Origin of the sequence: Pseudomonas sp. NLJ1, from assembly GCF_049486705.1 — a bacterium.
GTDB lineage: Bacteria > Pseudomonadota > Gammaproteobacteria > Pseudomonadales > Pseudomonadaceae > Aquipseudomonas > Aquipseudomonas inefficax.
The window spans coordinates 767,525-784,579 of record NZ_CP137735.1; the positions used below are offsets into that span (position 1 = coordinate 767,525).

Here is a 17,055-nt window from a genome sequence, read left to right on the forward strand (position 1 = left end):
AGGAGTCACTTCAATGACTGCTGTGCCTACCTACACCGAGGCGCTGCCGCTGGCTGTGCGCGCTCGCAATATCCGCCGCCATGCATTGCGCATGGGGCAAGTCCAGGGCCAGGGCTATGTCGGCCAGGCGCTGGGCGCCGCCGACCTGCTGGCGGTCGCGTATTTCCATGCGCTGCGCCTCGACCCCGGCAACCCCGAATGGGAGCAGCGCGACCGTTTCTACCTGTCCATCGGGCACTACGCGATTGCCCTCTATGCCGCACTGATCGAGGCCAGCGTAATCCCAGAGGATGAGCTTGAAACCTACGGTAGCGACGATAGCCGCTTGCCCATGTCTGGTATGGCTGCCTATACCCCAGGCATGGAGATCACCGGTGGCTCGCTCGGCCACGGCTTGGGCATCGCCGTCGGCGCTTGCCTCGGGCTCAAACGCAAGGGGTCGGACAGCTGGGTGTACAACCTGCTGTCCGATGGCGAGCTCAACGAGGGCTCGACCTGGGAGGCCGCCATGTCGGCCAGCCATTGGCACCTGGACAACCTGATCGCCATCATCGATGTGAACAACCAGCAGGCGGATGGCCATTCCAGCGAGGTACTGGCCTTCGAGCCAATCGTCGACCGCTGGCAAGCCTTTGGCTGGTTCGTTCAACGCGTGGACGGCAATGACCTGGATGCGCTGGTCGGCGCCTTCGACCAGGCCCGCGCCCACGCCGGGGCGCAACCGCGCGTGATCATCTGCGATACCCGCATGGGCAAAGGCGTGCCTTTCCTGGAAAACCGCGACAAGACGCACTTCATTCGCGTCGATGAAAACGAATGGGACCTCGCCCTCAAAGCGCTGGACGCCGGGAGCCAAGCATGAGCACTGTGAACTCACCCAAGAAACGCCTGACCACCTCGGCCATGATCGCCTCGATTGCCGCCGACGGCCAGCCGACCCGCCCTGCCCCGTTCGGCCATGCCCTGGCAAGCCTTGCCGAGCAACGTCAGGATATAGTTGGGCTGAGTGCCGACCTGTCCAAATACACCGACCTGCACATCTTCGCCAAAGCCCACCCCGAGCGCTTCTATCAAATGGGCATGGCCGAACAATTGCTGATGAGCGCCGCTGCCGGCATGGCACGGGAAGGCATGACCCCCTTTGCCACCACCTATGCGGTGTTCGCTTCCCGTCGGGCCTATGACTTCATCTGCATGGCAATCGCAGAAGAGAACCTCAACGTCAAGATCGTCTGCGGGCTGCCTGGCCTGACCACCGGTTATGGTCCTAGCCACCAAGCCACGGATGACCTGGCCATCTTCAGGGCGATGCCCAACCTGATGATCGTCGACCCCTGCGATGCGCTGGAGATCGAGCAGGCTGTGCCAGCGATCGCTGCCCATCAGGGGCCGGTCTACATGAGGCTGCTGCGCGGCAACGTACCCTTGGTGCTCGATCGCTACGATTACCAGTTCCAACTGGGCAAGGCACAGGTGCTGCGCGGTGGCCGGGATGTGCTGTTGATTGCCAGCGGCCTCATGACCATGCGTGCGCTGGAGACTGCAGAGCAGCTGCAAAAGGACGGTGTGGATGTATCAGTGCTGCATGTACCTACCATCAAACCGCTCGATGAGCAGACCATCCTCGCCGAGGCACGCAAGCCGGGTCGCCTGGTGGTAACTGCGGAAAACCACTCGATCATAGGGGGCCTGGGAGAGGCGGTTGCGGGCGTGCTGTTGCGCAATGGGGTCACTCCAACCTTCCGCCAGATCGCGCTACCGGATGCATTTCTCGACGCGGGTGCACTTCCGACCTTGCATGACCGTTACGGGATCTCCACTGACGCTGTGTCCAGCCAAATCAAGGCGTGGCTTTAACCGCAGTTATGGGTAGCATTTTCTGAAGCAACGAAAATAGCGTTAACGGGGCTGCTACGCAGCCCATCGCCGGCAAGCCAGCTCCCACAGGTACTGCGCAGAACTCAGGAGTTGCGCGATCTCTGTGGGAGCTGGCTTGCCGGCGATGGGCCGCAAAGCGGCCCCCAATTGCTTAACTGACGGGCATTAGCCTTCCAGCCCCTTCTTCAGCGCCGCCAGGCCATCTTCATAGATCCCAGCGAACAGCGCAGTTGCCTCAGCATCGCTGATACCCACCGGCACGAACGAACCGGACCATTCCACGCGCGACCCGCTACCTTCAGCCACCACACGCAGGGTCGACTGGTAGTCACGCACCGGCGCCGGGCCCGTGAGGATGGTGTAGCTGTAGCTGCGGCCGGCTTCGTTGAAGTCCAGCAGGCGCTCGATGATGGTGTCGCCAGCCACGCTCTTGAGGGTGCGGACGCGGCCGCCTTCGCTGAGGGCGCTTTCGGGGATGAACGGCAGCCAGTCGGGCAGCGCGTCGAAACCGCCAATCAGTTGCCAAACACGGTTGGCATCGGTTGCAAGGGTGATTGAAGCTTGTGCAGTTGCCATGATGATTCTCCCGGGGCGTGGCCCCATTGATTCGGGTAGGCAGGGCCGCGGGGCGGCCCTGAAAGGTCGGTTTAAACGGCAGGTACCGGGGCTTGGGCGTTGATCAGCCCTTGCTGGCGCAGGTCGTTCCAGAACGCCATCGGGATCACCTTGCTCAGGGCGGCGAGGTCTTCGTTGGCGTGCGCAGGACGGGTGGAACCCGGGATCACCGAGACCACGGCGGGATGGGCCAGGGCGAACTGCAGGGCGGCCGCCTTCACATCCACACCATGGGCACGGGCCACGGCGCGGATGCGCTCGAGCTTGGCAAGAACAGGCTGGGTGGCCTTCTGGTACTCGAAGTGCTCGCCGCCGGCGGTGACACCCGAGCTGTACGGGCCACCCACGACGATACCTACCCCCTGCTCCACCGCTTGCGGCATGACGCGTTGCAGTGCGCGGTCATGGTCCAGCAGCGAGTAGCGGCCAGCCAGCAGGAAGCCGTCGGGACGCGGCTCGTCCAGGTCGAGGGTCAGCTCGATCGGCTCGACGCGGTTCACACCCAGGCCCCAGGCCTTGATCACGCCTTCTTCACGCAGACGAGAGAGCACGCGGAAGGCGCCGGTGCGGGCGACTTCGAACTGGCTCAGCCACTCGTCACCGTAGAAGTCCTGGGCGATGTCGTGGATCCAGACGATGTCCAGGCGGTCGGTCTTCAGACGACGCAAACTGTCTTCGATGGAGCGCAAGGTGGCGTCGGCGCTGTAGTCGTTGACGATGCGGTTGCGGTTACCGTGCTCGAACAGGCCGCTCTTTTCGCCCAGTTCACGGGCGGCCGGGTCTTCCAGTTCGTCGAGGATGATGCGACCGACCTTGGTGCTGAGCACGTACTCGTCACGTGGGCGACCGACCAAGGCATTGCCCAGGCGGCTTTCGGAAAGGCCGGCACCGTAGAACGGGGCGCTGTCGAAGTAGCGCACGCCATTGTTCCAGGCCGCATCGACGGTAGCCTGCACTTCGTCTTCAGGCACGTTGCGGAACATGTTGCCCAGCGGTGCGGTACCGAAGCCCAGTGGGTTGGCGATAAGGGATTTGAGGTTCATGTGCGTATTCCTGATGAGGGGAGTTGGTTGTGAACTCCAGTGGCTGCAATCCTATGCGCCACCCACCAAGACCGTCCAAGTCATATTTCGAACGACTTGAGACCTTTTATGCAACACCCTGCCCCCCCCGGGATGGATTGATGCATGCCGCAATGACTAGTCCGCCAAACGCCTGAACACCAAACCGGAAATTCCGCACATGGCAGCACACAGCAACATCACCGTGGCGATATCTGCCACCGAGGTTTCGCTACGCCCATCCAACCCGGCCAGTATCCCCAACAGCCCCCCTGCCAGGCTCACCGACATGGCCATGGTCAACTGCACGGACATCGCCGACAACGAACTGGCTGCCGCCGAACGCTCACCGGGGACGTCCTGATAACTGGCAGCTCCCAACGTCGAGAACTGCAGTGAACGCACCAGGCCTGCGGCGAACAGCACCGTAGCCATCAGCCACACAGCGGTATCACGATCGAAACTGGCGCACAGGGCAATCCCCATACCACTGAGCACGGCATTGCAACTGAGTACCCGCCCATAGCCGTAGCGCCGCACCAATGGCACTGCCAGCAGCTTCATCAGCAGCGCGCCAACGCCACCACTGACCACCAGCCCTCCTGCCGCCAACGGGCTGAAGCCCAGGCAGTTCTGCAGCAGCAACACGATCAGGAACGGCTGGGCAGCCGAACCCAGGCGGAACAGCCCGCCACCCGCCTGGGCCACGCCAAAGCTGCGCACGCGCAGCAGCGACAGGTCCACCAGCGGACTGGGGTGTCGTCGCGCGTGCAGCAGATACCCCAATGCACAGGCTACTCCGCCGGCCACCAGCACCATGGCCCAGACCTGCGGCAACTGCCCCAGCCCCAGCGCTTCCAGGCCGAACACCAACATGGCCAGGGCGCCACCGCTGAGCAGCAAGCCACGCACATCCAGCGGTGGCACCGGCCGTGCCGGATAATCCGGTACATGGCGCAGGATCAGCCAGCAACCCAGCAGGCAGATTGGCAGGTTGACCAGGAAGATCCAGTGCCAGGACAGCACCGTCACCAGCAAACCGCCAAGCAACGGCCCGACCAGCGGCCCCACCAGTGCCGGCAGGGCCAACCAGGACATGGCCTGCAGCAGCTGCTCGCGGCTCGACCAACGCAGGATGATCACCTGCCCCACCGGTGTCATCAATGCCCCGGCCGCCCCCTGCAGCATGCGCCCCAGGCACAGTTGCCAGAGCGTATCGGCCAGGGCGCAGGCCAGTGAGGCACAGGTGAACAAGCCCATCGCCGCCAACATGACCTGGCGCGGGCGAAAGCGCTCGGCAGCCCAACCGCTGACCGGCACGCAAAGGGCCAGGGCAAGCATGTACAACGACACCACCAGATTCATGCGCAGCCCCGGCTCGCCGAAATCGGCGGCCATCTGCGGCAAGGCGGTCATCACCGCTGTGCTGTCGAGCAGTTCCATGAACAATGCGGCACCGATGATCAACGGGACCTTGGGGCTTTGCAAATGGCCGGCCAGCAAGGCCGGCTGGGCAGTCAAAACAGCCCCGAGACAGGTGGGCGAGTGCCCTTGAGCTGCCAGGCACCTACCACCGCCGCCTTCCATTGGCGCGGATTATGATTGGCCACTGTGCGGGCGTTGCGCCAGTGGCGGTCGAGGTTGTGCTGGCGGCCGGTGGTGGAGGCACCGCCAACGTCGAACAGCGTTTGCGCAGCCTGGAGCGCCAGCTCGGCGACCAGATACTGGGTCTGCGCCACCTCGATTGCGGCCTGCTCCACGGCGGCTTCATCCAGTTGCGCGGCCCAGGCCTTGTCGATGGTTGCAGCGGCCTTGAGTACCACGGCTTCCGCGCCATATGCGCGGGCGGCGATATCGCCTACCGACAGCTCTACGTAGGGGTCGTCCACCGAGCGGCTGGCCATGCTGTGCTTGATCGGGCGGGCATGCTCGCGGGCGAAGCGGGTGGCGTCGTCCAGCGCATTGCGGGCGATACCGGCCAGCACGGTGGCCAGGAACAGCTGCAGGAACGGCGTGACGATGGTGCGCTTGCCCTCCTCCACGGTACGCGTGCGGATATCGCTGGCCTCGACGCGCACATTACGCAAGTGGGTGGTGCCGCTGGCGGTCAGGCGCTGGCCCATGGCGTCAAAGTCGTCGACCAGTTCCAGGCCTTCGCGATCGCGCGGCAGGATGAACGACACTGGCTGCTCGTCCTCGTCAAGGGCAACGGCACTGACGTAGTCGGCGAACAGCGCACCCGTGCTGTAGAACTTGCTGCCATTGGCGCGGAAGTGATCGCCCTCGCGCACCAGGCGCGCGGCGATGGCGCCGTTGGCACCGCCCAGTTCCCAGCCGGCATTGCCAATCACCGCCCCCTGCAGATAGCGCGCGAACCAACGCTCGCGCTCTTGCTCGGCGCCTTCGGCTTGTGAAGCCAGCAGGCCTTCGACAAAGGCAAAACCTGGGCGCAGGGCCTGGGCCACGTTGGAGTCGACCGAGGCGATTTGCAGCAGCAGTTCGATCACATCGCTGACATTGCCGCCGGGGCCCCCGTACTGCCCGGGGATACGCACGGTGTAAAGCCCGGCTGCCGCAAGCTGGGCAATGGCCTCATGGGGCAACAGGCGTTCGCGTTCGCGTTGCGCGGCACCTTCGCCGATGGCGGGCAACAAGGCGACGATGCGCGCCTTCAGGTCTGCGACGCTGGTGGCCGGAGCCTGGGTTGGGAAACGTTGAAATGTGGTCATGGTTCAGTCCTTTAAGTACATCTTTCGTTTAGGCGACCCGAGCCTTGTGGGAGCAGCTGTCTTGCCAATTTCCTGAAGCTGGCGCGGCTCCCACAGGTTCGGCGCAAGGCTTGGCGTCTCAGCTCACCTTCAAATCGCGATCTTCCACAGGCGGGTTTCGTCGAACAGATCGAAGGCTTCGTGTTCCAGGTCCAGAGGTGGCACCACCAGTGCGGCACCGCTGCCGGGCAGGCGCGGCACCGCGCCGAGCAGTCGCTGGGTGTATTCGTGGGCCGGGCTCTCGAACAACTGCTCGACCGGTGCCTGCTCCACCACCTGACCGTGGCGCATCACCAGCACGTCGTCGCTGACATGACGGATCACCCCCAGATCGTGGGAGATGAACAGGTAGGCCAGGCCCAGTTCGTCCTGCAGGTCTGCCAGCAGGTCGAGCACCTGAGCCTGCACCGACACGTCCAGGGCCGACACCGGCTCGTCGCAGATGATCACCTTGGGTTCGCTGGCGATCGCCCGGGCGATTGCCACCCGCTGGCGCTGGCCGCCCGACAGTTGCAACGGTCTGCGCTGGCCGAGTTCTGCCGGTAAACGCACCTGGTTGAGCAGCACAGCGATACGTGCGGGCCTGGCTGGTGCCTCGATACCAGCTACCTGCAACGCGTCATCAAGAATCTGCGCCACGCTCCAACGTGGGTCGAACGAGCCCAGCGGGTCCTGGTAGATCACGCTGATCTCGCGACGCAACGGCCTGCGTACTGCCTCGCTCACGGCGTTGGCCGGGCGGTTCCAGGGTTGCCCGCGATAAAGCACTTCGCCCTCGTCGGGCTGCAGCAGGCCGAGGGCGATGCGTGCCACGGTGGTCTTGCCCGAGCCGGACTCGCCGACAATGCCCAGGGTGCGCCCGGCACGCAGGCTGAAGTCGACACCTTGCACCACCTGGCGCACCAGCCCATCCGGGCCAAGGTAGCGCTTGCCCAGGCCACGGCCTTCGAGCAGCACATCGCTGTGCGAGCGTGCTCGCGGTTCATGTCGCACGCCAACCCGCTCGGGTGACAACCGGCTGCCTCGCGGGTGCTCGGCCGGTACTGCCGCCAGCAAGGCCTGGGTGTAGGGGTGGCGCGGCTGACGCAGCACCTGCTGCATCGGCCCCTGCTCCACCACTTCGCCATGGCGCAGCACCACCACCTCATCGGCCAGTTGGGCAACCACTGCCAGGTCGTGGCTGATGATCAGCAGCGAGGCGCCACGGGCCTTGATCTGCTGGAACACTTCGAGAATCTGTGCCTGCACGGTGGCGTCCAGCGCGGTGGTCGGCTCGTCGGCGATCACCAGTGCGGGGTCCAGGGCCAAGGCACTGGCGATCAGTGCACGCTGGCGCAGGCCACCGGACAACTGCCCGGGACGCTGGCGAGCACGCAATTCGACATCCGGTACGCCAACCCGCTCGAGCAACTCATGCACACGCGCGGCACGGGTGTGGCGGTCACCGTATCCGTGGGTCTGCAGCACTTCGAGAATTTCCTTGCCCACCGGCCGCAGCGGGTCAAGCGATACCAGCGCATCCTGCAACACGAAGCCGATATTCCTGCCACGTACCGCGCGCCACTGGCGCTCGCTGAGATCGAGCAGGTCGTGGCCGCCGAAACTCAAGCGACGGGCACTCACCTGCGCGCGCCCTCCGGCCAGCCCGACCAGGCAGCGGGCACTGACGCTCTTGCCCGAGCCAGACTCGCCGACCAAGGCCAAGCAACGGCCGGGCAGCAAGGTGAAGGACAGATCACGGACCACGCTGGCGCCATCAAAGGCCACGTTCAGCCCTTCGACGATCAAGGTCTTGTCGCTCATGGCAGGCGCCCCTCCAGGCGTTGTTGGATATAGCGGCCAGTCACGGTGGTCGCCAGAGTGGTGAGGACGATGAACAGGCCAGGGAAGAAGGTGAGCCACCAGGCATTGGCGATGAAGTCGCGCCCCATGGACAACATGGTCCCCCACTCCGGCGCCGGCGGCCGCGCGCCCAGGCCGAGGAAGCTCAGCGCCGAGGCCCAGACGATGGCCTGGCCAACGCCCATGGTCAGCGTCACCACCAATGGCCGCATGGCGTTGGGCAGCAATTGGCGCAGCACGATGCGCGAAGTCGGGTGCCCCAACGCCCGCGCCGCTTCGATGTAGCCGGCGTTGCGTACCGCCAGCACCTGGCCACGGACCATGCGCGCGTACCCCGGCGCACCGCCCAGCCCGGTGGCGACGATCAACGGGCCGACACCGCTGCCGAACACCGCCACGAACAGCAGCGCCAGCACCAGGCTGGGGAAGGCGAACAGCACTTCCAGCAACCAGCCCACCGCACGGTCCACGCGTGCGCCGCCAAGGCCACCCAGCAGGCCGAGGGCGATGGCGATAAGCATGGAAATGGCCGTAGCTGCGAGGCCGATCAGCAGGCTCTGCCGTGCGCCGTGGATGACCCGCGCAAAGATGTCGCGGCCTGACTGGTCGGTGCCCAGCCAGTGCGCCCAGCTGGGCGGCTGGAAAGCCTCTCGCGGTACGATGGCCAATGGGTCGATGCGGGTGAACAGCCCTGGCGCCAATGCGGCCAGAAGCAATGCGAACAGGAACAGGATCGCCAGGCTTGCGCCCAGCGGCGGCAATTTCAGGTGGCGCTGCCGACGCAACGGCGCCAGCACGTGGCCATGGGTCAGGTCTGTCATGCTGCAGCCTCCTGCTGCCGAGGGTCGATCCACTGGTACAGCAGGTCGACCAGAATATTCGCCAGCACATAGCCGGCCGCCACTACCAGGCTTATGCCGATTACCAGCGGCAGGTCCTGGGCTTGCACCGCCTGGTACAGCTGGCGGCCCACCCCCTTGCGCGAAAAGATCACCTCGCACACCACCGCACCACTGATCAGCGCACCGATGGCCCAGCCTGACAGCGACACACCTGGCAGCAAGGCATGGCGCAAGGCATGCCGGAAGCGCACGGCGAGGTCACTGAGGCCACGTGTGCGGGCGGTGAGGACGAAGGGTTGATCGAGGGTGAGTTCCAGCGACTCGCGGGTGACCTGGGCAATGAAACCGGCCAATGGAATCGCCAGGGAAAACGCCGGAAGTACCAGGCTGGCGAAGCTGTCACTACCAGCCGGCGGGAACCAGCGCAGGCCGAAGGCGAATACCGCCAGCAGCACCACACCGAGCCAGAAGTGCGGCAGCGCCGCGCTGAGGGTTTCCGCCAGCGAGGTGATGCCGCCGACCAGCCTGCCGCGCCCGGCGGTGACCACTGTCAGTAGCAGCACCAGCAACCAGGCCAGCACCAAGGCGGCGACGGTCAGTTCCAAGGTCGCCCCGCCCTGCTCCGCCAGCACACGGGTGACCGGCAGGTGCTGCGAGTAGGACACGCCCAGGTCACCTTGCACCAGGCGCCCGAGGTAGAACACGTATTGCACGGCCAATGGCTTGTCGAGGCCGTACTCCACGCGCGCGGCTTCAATCGCTTCCGGCGTCGGGTTGCCACTGGGGCCACCAAGAATCGCCAGCACCGGGTCACCCGGCATCAGCCGCAGTGCGAAGAAGGTCAGGGTCGCCACCGCCCACAGCACCAGCACGCCACCGGCCAGGCGGATGGCGGCGCGCCGCCCCAGGGCAGCCAGGCGTTCGCGACGCGGGTCGGTCACCGCGAGTGTCGTCGTAGTCATTTGTTCACCCATGCGTCATAGAGGTAGGTCACCGCCAGCGAAGGTTCCAGTCGCACGCCATGGGCGGTCTTGTAGATACCCAGGCGCGTGCTTTGCGGATAGGTGGTGAGTTGCAGGTACTGCGCGGCGGCCTGTTGCTGTGCCTGGAAGTAGCGCTGGCGCCTCAGGCCCGCGTCCTGGGTGGCCAGGGCACTGTCGAGCAGTGCGTCGTAGCCCGGGTCGGCGTAGCCGGAAGAGTTCTGGTGATAACCGCCAACCCCGGCTGGCTGCACGAACGCGGTGGTGAAGATGATGCGCAGCACGTCAGGGGTGTTGGTGTTCCAGTAACCGGTGCGGATGTCGTAGTCCCATGCCGCCTGGCGAGCGGTGACCTGGGCATCGCTCATCTGGTCCAGTACCAGCTCCAGGCCCGCCTGCCGGGTTGTGGCCTGTACCTGCTCCCACAGGGTCAGCTCCGACGGCGGCGTGCGCGCACCGATCAGCACGACGGCACGCAGCCGCTGGCCGTTCCTGGTGCGGTAGCCTTCGCTGTCGCGGCCGGTCCAGCCAGCCTCGTCGAGCAGCCTGGCGGCGCGAGCCGGGTCGTATTCCTGGCTGCGTTCGAAGTCACCGCTGTAGAACGGCGTGGCCAGGCTCAACGGGCCACCGGCGCGGGGGAACTCGCCGAAGTACACACTTTTCAGCGCACCCTCGACATCGGCGCTGCGAACGAAGGCCTCGCGTACACGGATGTCGTCGAACGGTGCGCGGCGCAGGTTGAAGGTGCCATTGGTGGGGTTGCCCGGGCGCTGGGCGATGATCAGTTCCACATCCGGGTTACGCCGTGCTGCTTCGTGCGACTCTGGTGGCAATGCTTCGATCACATCCACCTCACCGGCCTGCAGCGAGGCGAAGCGCACCGACGGTTCCTGGATGAACTTCCAGACGATGCGATCAAGGTACGCAGGGCCCTGGTGTCGTGCGGTCGGCGGCGCCCAGTTGTAAGCCGGGTTGCGCACCAGCTCCACCTGGTTCTGCCGGTCCCAGCGCACCACCTTGAACGGCCCGCTGCCGACCGGGCTTTCGCAGTTCTGGTCGCGGCTGCGTTGCAATGCGGTGGGCGACTGGATGCCGAGAAAACCCTGGGCCAACACTTCAAGGAACGCCGCATAGGGTGTCGCCAGGGTGACTTCGGCAGTGTAGGTGTCGATCACCTTCGTGCCGCGGTACTGGCGGATGTAGCCACCGGCGGTACTGGATTGGGTCTTGGGGTTGGCCATGTGGTCGAGGTTGGCCTTGACCGCTTCGGCATTGAACGGCGTGCCGTCGGTAAAATGCACGTCGCGGCGCAGGTGGAAGGTGTAGCGCAGGCCATCTGGCGAGACCTCCCAGCTTGTCGCCAGCCAGGGGCCGATCTGGCCGTTGCTGTCCATCGACACCAGCGAATCGAGGTACTGCTGGGCAATGAAAACCTGCGGCATGTCACCGGCCACATGCGGGTCCAGGCAGGTGGGCTCGCGGTCGGTGGCATAGACCAGGGTGCCGCCCTGCTGCGGCTGGGTACTTTGCGCGGCGTGCTGTTCGGTTTTTTCGCAGCCGAGCAAGGCCAGTGCGGTGCAGAGCGGGATCAGAGGGAGGATGGGTGTGTTCAAGGGCGCTCCTGCGAGGACTGGGCTTCGATAGGCCTGTTGCAGGAGTTGTGCCGGGTTCAAAGGCTTGATTTTGTTGGAGTTTGCCGAGGGTCAGGTGCTGTTGCGGGGGCAAAGTGTCCGGGGGGTGTTGGTGGGGCGACAGTGAAACTGTGTCTTGTTTATGATCATCGATGCCTCTCCTGTAGTGATCCTGTGGGAGCGGCTTTAGTCGCGAAGAATCCAACGCGGTGCATGGCACCGGCTGCGCCGGTGTTCGCGGCTAAAGCCGCTCCCACAGTATCCTTGCCAATTCAATGAGTTATGTGCAGCTCCATAAGTGCGGCCTTGCCCGCGTCAGGGTTGGCACGGGTTTACAAGGCAATCCGCGCAAACCAGCTTGGCCGCGCCGCCGGAAGATGAGGTACGGCATCGAGCAAGGCTCGGGTATAGGCCTGACGCGGCTGGCCGAGCACCTGGGCTGCCGCCCCTTGCTCCACCACCCTCCCCCCTTGCATCACCAATACCTGGTCACTCACCTGCTCCACCACCCCAAGGTCGTGAGAGATGAACAGGCAAGCCAGGTTCAGCTCCGCCCTGAGCTCGGCCAGCAATGCCAGGATGCGCGCCTGCACCGACACATCCAGTGCCGATACCGGTTCATCCAGCACCAGTACCCTGGGCTTCATGGCCAGCGCCCGGGCAATCGCGATGCGCTGCCGCTGCCCGCCCGACAATTCCAGTGGGCGGCGGTCGAGCAACCCCGCCGGCAGCTGCACCCGCTCCAGCAACGCCGCTGCCTCGGTGCGCTGCAACGCACGCGGTACCCCCGCATGCGCCAGCGCCTCGGCCAATACCCGTAACACGGTGTAGCGTGGGTCGAACGAAGCCAGCGGGTCCTGGAACACCACCTGGATCCCCTGCCGTGCCTGGCGCTGCTGCGCGGCGGACAACGCAAGCCAATCCTGCCCGGCCAGTTGCAGGCTGCCTTGCTCCGGCCGCTCCAGCCCCAGCAGGATGCGCCCCAGCGTGCTCTTGCCGGAACCGGACTCGCCTACCACGCCAAGGGTTTGCCCGGCGCGCAACTGCAGCGACACTTCGTCCAGCACCTGACGCAGCCGCCCGTCCGGGCCGACAAAGGCCTTGCTCAGGCCGCGCGCCTCCAGCACCACCGGTTGCTCGTCCACGACATTCTCCATCAGCGCCAGGGCAGGCGCCGCCGGACGTTTGAAATGTACTGCCCGAGCCGCGCTCAGCAGGCGTTGGGTATAAGGGTCCTGCGGGTCCTGCAAGATCTGCTCGACACTGCCTTGCTCCACCACCACGCCATGGCGCATCACCGCCACCCAGTCGGCCAGGCGTGCGACCACGGCCAGGTCGTGGCTGACCATCAACAGGCTGTTGTCGCGCTCGCGCAGTTGCTCCAGCAGGTCGAGGATCTGCGCCTGCACCGTGGCGTCCAGCGCGGTGGTGGGCTCGTCAGCAATCAACAGGCGCGGCTGACAGGCGATGGCCGAAGCGATCAGGGCGCGCTGCCTGAGGCCTCCGGATAACTGCCAGGGGTATTGCCGGGCACGGACTTCAGGCTCAGGCACTCCGACCTGACGCAACAGCTCGAGCACCCGCAGACGGCGCTGCTCCGCGGCCAGGTCGGTGTGCAACAGCAATGGCTCTTCGATCTCTGCCCCCACGCGCCGCAGCGGGTCGAGCGAACCCAGCGCATCCTGCATGACAAAGCCGATATGCTCGCCACGCAAGCGCTGCCACGCGCGCTCGTCGAGCTGGCGCAGGTCCTGCCCGGCAAAGGCCAGGCGCTGCGCCTGCACATGAGCACCGGCGCCGGTCAGGCCGACCAGGGTACGCGCCGTGACGCTCTTGCCCGAGCCCGATTCGCCCACCAGTGCCAGGCACTGCCCTCCGCGCAACTGCAGGTCGACGCCGTGCACCACTGGCACACCATTGAAGCTCACGTGCAGGCCGCGGATGTCTACCAGCGGTGCCTGGTTCTTCTTGAAGATGCTCATGCGCGTCTGCCCTCGCTACGGCGCAGCCAGTCTCGGCCAATGACGGTGATGGAAATGACAGTCAGGGTGATCGCCAGCGCCGGCCAGGCCATCAGCCAGGGCGCGTTGGCCATGAAGTTGCGCGCCACTGCCATCATCGCGCCCCACTCCGGCGCGGGAGGTGGTGCACCGAAGCCCAGGAAGCTCAGCGCAGCGGCGGCGGTGATGGCACCACCCAGGCCGATGCAGGCCAGGATAAATACGGGCTGGACGGCGTTGGGCAGCACATGCCAGAACACCACGGCCAAGCGCCTGCGGCCCAGCGTGACCGCTGCTTCGACGAAACTGGCACGCCGGATGGTCAGCGTCTGGGCGCGTACCAGGCGCGCATAGCGCGGCACCGAGGCGATACCGACGGCGAGGATCAGATTGCTGGTGCCTTGGCCGAACAGGGTGATGATGACCAGCGCCAGTAGCAGGTCCGGGAAGGCCAGCAGTACATCGACGGCGCGCATCAGCAGGTTGTCCAGCCAGGCTGGAGCGAGGCCGGCGAGCAAGCCGAGCAGCGTGCCCAGGCCAAGCCCGACCAGGGTGGCGGCCAGGCCGATGTAAAGCGATGGGCGGGCGCCATGGATCAGCCGGCTGAGGACGTCGCGGCCGTTCTCGTCACTGCCCAGCCAAAAGGCGGGGCTTGGCGGGTGGTAAGCCAGGCGGGCGTCGGCGGCCAACGGGTCGGTTGGCGAGAGCCAGCCGGGGAAGATTACAGCCAGCAGTAACAGGCCCAGGGTGATCCAGGCCAGCGCCAGGCCAGGGCGAATCTGCCACCTGCTGGTCGCTGTGTTTGGTATGGAGACGATTGCGTTCATGTCTGTCCTTCTTGTGTCGCCTGTACTGGCCTCTTCGCGGGTAAACCCGCTCCCACAGGAGCACAGCAAAGGCTGAATTCGTGAGGTCCCTGTGGGAGCGGCTTTAGCCGCGAACAAGGGCGAAGCCCTTGCCATGTGGGCTACGGCGCCGGGTTGGGAATACGCCGGTGCACGGCCTGGATCTCGGCCAGTACTTCATCGCTCAGTTGCACATCCAGTGCACTCAGGTTCTCCTGCAGTTGCAGCAAGGTGGTCTGCCCGGTAATCGCACTGGCCACGAACGGCTGGCGTATGACGAAAGCCAGGGCCAGTTGCGCCGGTCTCAGCCCATGCTCCCGGGCAATCCGCACGTAGCTGGCAATCGCGTTGTTGGCCTCCTCGCTGCCATAGCGATTGAACGTGCGATACACCGACGACAATCGCGAACCCTCCGGCCTTGCCCCGTTCAGGTATTTGCCGGTCAACGCCCCGAACGCCAGCGGCGAATAGGCCAGCAGGCTGACCCCTTCGCGATGGCTGAACTCCGACAGGCCGTTCTCGTACAAGCGGTTGAGCAGGCTGTACGGGTTCTGGATGCTGGCAATCCGTGCCAGGCCTTTGTCCTCGCTGTGCCGCAGAAACTGCGCCACACCCCACGGCGTCTCGTTGGAAACACCGATATGGCGCACCTTGCCGGCCTTGACCTGTTCGTCCAGCACCGCAAGGGTTTCTTCGATGGCTGCCGTTTGCGGATGGTCGTCGACGTAGGGGTACTCACGGATGCCGAAGAAGTTGCTGGTGCGGTCGGGCCAGTGCAGTTGGTAGAGGTCCAGGTAGTCGGTCTGCAGGCGGCGCAGGCTGCCCTCCAGGGCGGCGACGATGTTCTTGCGGTCGTGGTGCGACAGGCCATCGCGGATGTGCACCTGGCCGCCCGGGTCACGGGCCGGGCCGGCGATCTTGCTGGCCAGCAGGAGTTTGTCGCGCTTGCCACGGGCCGCCAGCCAGGTGCCGATGAAGCGCTCGGTGGTGGTCCAGGTTTCAGCGCGGGTAGGTGTGGGATACATCTCGGCGGTGTCGATGAAGTTGATGCCTGCAGCAACGGCAGCGTCCAGTTGCTGAAGAGCATCCTGTTCGCTGTTCTGGTGGCCCCAGGTCATGGTGCCGAGGCTGAGCAGGCTGACCTGGAGGTTGGTGTGGCCCAAGGGGCGATAGCGCATGGGTGCATCCTGTCGATTGTGTGTTGGGTTGGAATTTTTGGGGCTGCTTTGCAGCCCTTTCGCGACGCAAGGCCGCTCCCACAAGGGCAGCGCTAGGCTGTGAACTGGTTCACGGCCCTGGGCAACCCCAGGTGCTCGCGCAAGGTGGTGCCGGTGTATTCGGTGCGGAACAACCCACGCTTCTGCAGCAGCGGTACCACCTCTTCGACGAATACCCGAGCACCCGACGGGAACATGTCGGGCATGATGTTGAAACCATCCCCCGCCCCCGCCAGGAACCACTCGGCCAGGGTATCGGCGACCTGTTCCGGGGTACCGACGGCCAACCGGTGCCCGACCAGAATCCGCCGCGACAACTGGCGAATGGTCAGGTTCTCGCTGCGCGCCAGGTTCAACTGGGCCTCCAGAAAACCCTGCGACCCCCGCTCGAAATCCGCCACCGCGCCAATCCGTTCCCACGGTAACGGCGCATCGGGGTCCAGCTCGCGGGGGTCGATGCCGATACGCCCCGCCACTTGCTGCAACAGGCCGTGCTCGCCATGCCAGGCATTGAGCTCGTCGAAGCGTGCATGAGCCTCGGCCTCGGTGCTGCCAATCACGGTCGACAGGCCGGGCATGATCTTCAGGTGCTGCGGGTCACGGCCCCAGGCTTTGGCCCGTGCCTTCATTTCCCGATAGAACGCCAGCCCGTCGGCGAGGGTGGTCTGGGTGGTGAAGATCGCATCGGCATAGCGTGAACCGAGTGCCTTGCCACCTTCGGAAGAGCCGGCCTGCACCAGTACCGGCCTGCCCTGCGGCGAGCGCGGCAGGTTCAGCGGCCCCTTGACCTGAAAGTGCTTGCCCTTGAAATCCAGGGTGTGGACTTTGCCCGGGTCGGCAAAACGACCGGCACTGCGGTCACCGATGATCGCGTCGTCCTCCCAGCTGTCCCAAAGCTTGAGGGTCACATCGACGAACTCCTCAGCCCGCCCGTAGCGGTCTACATGCAACGGCGCGCCAGCCAGGCCGAAGTTCTGTGCTGCCGCGTCACCGGCATTGGTCACCACATTCCAGGCTGCGCGGCCGCCGCTGATGTGGTCCAGCGAGGCAATTCGCCGGGCCAGGTTGAAAGGTTCGTTGTAAGTGCTGGAGCAGGTCGCGATAACGCCGATGCGCTCGGTGGCGGCCGCCACTGCGGTCAGCAGCACGGTCGGTTCCAGGCGCCCGCCGGGCTGGGCGGACACATCCGGCGGCAACGCCGGGCCATCGGCAAGGAAGATCGCATCCAGGCAACCGCGTTCGGAAATACGCGCGATATCGCGGTAATAGTTGACGTCGATATAGGCGTCGATTGCCGCCTCACCCTGGCGCCAGGCGCCGGAGTGCGAACCGAAGCCGAGGATGTTCATGCCCAGGCTCATCTGTTTGGTAGTCAT

14 protein-coding genes are annotated in these 17,055 nt (G+C 65.2%); 2 read left to right on the top strand and 12 right to left on the bottom strand.

Translation table 11 applies throughout. The annotated features are described in order from the left end of the window. The first annotated feature begins 13 nt into the window (after positions 1-13). Together R9B85_RS03495 and R9B85_RS03500 are read left to right on the top strand one after the other, a co-directional pair. On the top strand, positions 14-862 hold the full coding sequence (locus R9B85_RS03495; RefSeq protein ID WP_423770835.1) for a transketolase: 849 nt from the start codon (positions 14-16) through the stop codon (positions 860-862). Further along, entirely contained in the window at positions 859-1,857 is a 999-nt protein-coding gene (locus R9B85_RS03500; RefSeq protein ID WP_112252879.1) for a transketolase family protein, read from the top strand. Before R9B85_RS03495 ends, R9B85_RS03500 begins: the two co-directional genes overlap by 4 nt. A 186-nt stretch (positions 1,858-2,043) precedes the next feature. On the opposite strand, the gene R9B85_RS03505 is transcribed toward R9B85_RS03500, so the two are convergent. The 12 genes from R9B85_RS03505 to R9B85_RS03560 all read right to left on the bottom strand — a co-directional run bounded on the left by R9B85_RS03505 (position 2,044) and on the right by R9B85_RS03560 (position 17,055). Further along, the gene (locus R9B85_RS03505) at positions 2,044-2,454 is read right to left on the bottom strand and encodes an SRPBCC family protein (protein WP_025339872.1); all 411 of its coding nucleotides are present in this window, start codon (positions 2,452-2,454) and stop codon (positions 2,044-2,046) included. Positions 2,455-2,525: 71 nt separating this feature from the next. Beyond that, positions 2,526-3,536: an aldo/keto reductase gene (locus R9B85_RS03510; RefSeq protein WP_423770836.1), complete on the bottom strand. Its 1,011-nt coding sequence runs from the start codon at positions 3,534-3,536 to the stop codon at positions 2,526-2,528. A gap of 156 nt (positions 3,537-3,692) precedes the next feature. Further along, complete coding sequence (locus R9B85_RS03515; RefSeq protein ID WP_215520597.1) at positions 3,693-5,075, bottom strand: MFS transporter; 1,383 nt, start codon at positions 5,073-5,075, stop codon at positions 3,693-3,695. After that, on the bottom strand, positions 5,072-6,283 hold the full coding sequence (locus R9B85_RS03520; protein WP_423770837.1) for an acyl-CoA dehydrogenase family protein: 1,212 nt from the start codon (positions 6,281-6,283) through the stop codon (positions 5,072-5,074). The genes R9B85_RS03515 and R9B85_RS03520 overlap by 4 nt, the downstream gene beginning before the upstream one ends. A gap of 129 nt (positions 6,284-6,412) precedes the next feature. After that, positions 6,413-8,125: a dipeptide ABC transporter ATP-binding protein gene (locus tag R9B85_RS03525; protein ID WP_423770838.1), complete on the bottom strand. Its 1,713-nt coding sequence runs from the start codon at positions 8,123-8,125 to the stop codon at positions 6,413-6,415. Next, entirely contained in the window at positions 8,122-8,985 is an 864-nt protein-coding gene (locus tag R9B85_RS03530; RefSeq protein ID WP_112252884.1) for an ABC transporter permease, read from the bottom strand. The genes R9B85_RS03525 and R9B85_RS03530 overlap by 4 nt, the downstream gene beginning before the upstream one ends. After that, entirely contained in the window at positions 8,982-9,968 is a 987-nt protein-coding gene (locus tag R9B85_RS03535) for an ABC transporter permease (protein WP_423770839.1), read from the bottom strand. Before R9B85_RS03535 ends, R9B85_RS03530 begins: the two co-directional genes overlap by 4 nt. Continuing rightward, positions 9,965-11,599, bottom strand: a complete 1,635-nt coding sequence (locus R9B85_RS03540; protein ID WP_112252885.1) for an ABC transporter substrate-binding protein — start codon at positions 11,597-11,599, stop codon at positions 9,965-9,967. The genes R9B85_RS03535 and R9B85_RS03540 overlap by 4 nt, the downstream gene beginning before the upstream one ends. Before the next feature lie 350 nt (positions 11,600-11,949). After that, the gene (locus R9B85_RS03545) at positions 11,950-13,599 is read right to left on the bottom strand and encodes a dipeptide ABC transporter ATP-binding protein (RefSeq protein ID WP_112252887.1); all 1,650 of its coding nucleotides are present in this window, start codon (positions 13,597-13,599) and stop codon (positions 11,950-11,952) included. Further along, positions 13,596-14,444 carry an ABC transporter permease gene (locus R9B85_RS03550; protein WP_112252888.1) on the bottom strand — a complete coding sequence of 283 codons (849 nt, stop codon included), beginning with the start codon at positions 14,442-14,444 and terminating at the stop codon, positions 13,596-13,598. The genes R9B85_RS03545 and R9B85_RS03550 overlap by 4 nt, the downstream gene beginning before the upstream one ends. 140 nt (positions 14,445-14,584) lie before the next feature. Then, entirely contained in the window at positions 14,585-15,640 is a 1,056-nt protein-coding gene (locus R9B85_RS03555; RefSeq protein WP_423770840.1) for an NADP(H)-dependent aldo-keto reductase, read from the bottom strand. A gap of 92 nt (positions 15,641-15,732) precedes the next feature. Beyond that, positions 15,733-17,055: an LLM class flavin-dependent oxidoreductase gene (locus R9B85_RS03560; RefSeq protein ID WP_112252890.1), complete on the bottom strand. Its 1,323-nt coding sequence runs from the start codon at positions 17,053-17,055 to the stop codon at positions 15,733-15,735.

What these genes read in the sequence shown, in the direction of transcription:
- R9B85_RS03495 (WP_423770835.1), top strand. Translation starts at nt 14, where the DNA reads ATGACTGCTGTGCCTACCTACACCGAGGCGCTGCCGCTGGCTGTGCGC.
- R9B85_RS03500 (WP_112252879.1), top strand. Translation starts at nt 859, where the DNA reads ATGAGCACTGTGAACTCACCCAAGAAACGCCTGACCACCTCGGCCATG.
- R9B85_RS03505 (WP_025339872.1), bottom strand. Translation starts at nt 2,454, where the DNA reads ATGGCAACTGCACAAGCTTCAATCACCCTTGCAACCGATGCCAACCGT.
- R9B85_RS03510 (WP_423770836.1), bottom strand. Translation starts at nt 3,536, where the DNA reads ATGAACCTCAAATCCCTTATCGCCAACCCACTGGGCTTCGGTACCGCA.
- R9B85_RS03520 (WP_423770837.1), bottom strand. Translation starts at nt 6,283, where the DNA reads ATGACCACATTTCAACGTTTCCCAACCCAGGCTCCGGCCACCAGCGTC.
- R9B85_RS03525 (WP_423770838.1), bottom strand. Translation starts at nt 8,125, where the DNA reads ATGAGCGACAAGACCTTGATCGTCGAAGGGCTGAACGTGGCCTTTGAT.
- R9B85_RS03530 (WP_112252884.1), bottom strand. Translation starts at nt 8,985, where the DNA reads ATGACAGACCTGACCCATGGCCACGTGCTGGCGCCGTTGCGTCGGCAG.
- R9B85_RS03535 (WP_423770839.1), bottom strand. Translation starts at nt 9,968, where the DNA reads ATGACTACGACGACACTCGCGGTGACCGACCCGCGTCGCGAACGCCTG.
- R9B85_RS03545 (WP_112252887.1), bottom strand. Translation starts at nt 13,599, where the DNA reads ATGAGCATCTTCAAGAAGAACCAGGCACCGCTGGTAGACATCCGCGGC.
- R9B85_RS03550 (WP_112252888.1), bottom strand. Translation starts at nt 14,444, where the DNA reads ATGAACGCAATCGTCTCCATACCAAACACAGCGACCAGCAGGTGGCAG.
- R9B85_RS03555 (WP_423770840.1), bottom strand. Translation starts at nt 15,640, where the DNA reads ATGCGCTATCGCCCCTTGGGCCACACCAACCTCCAGGTCAGCCTGCTC.
- R9B85_RS03560 (WP_112252890.1), bottom strand. Translation starts at nt 17,055, where the DNA reads ATGACTACCAAACAGATGAGCCTGGGCATGAACATCCTCGGCTTCGGT.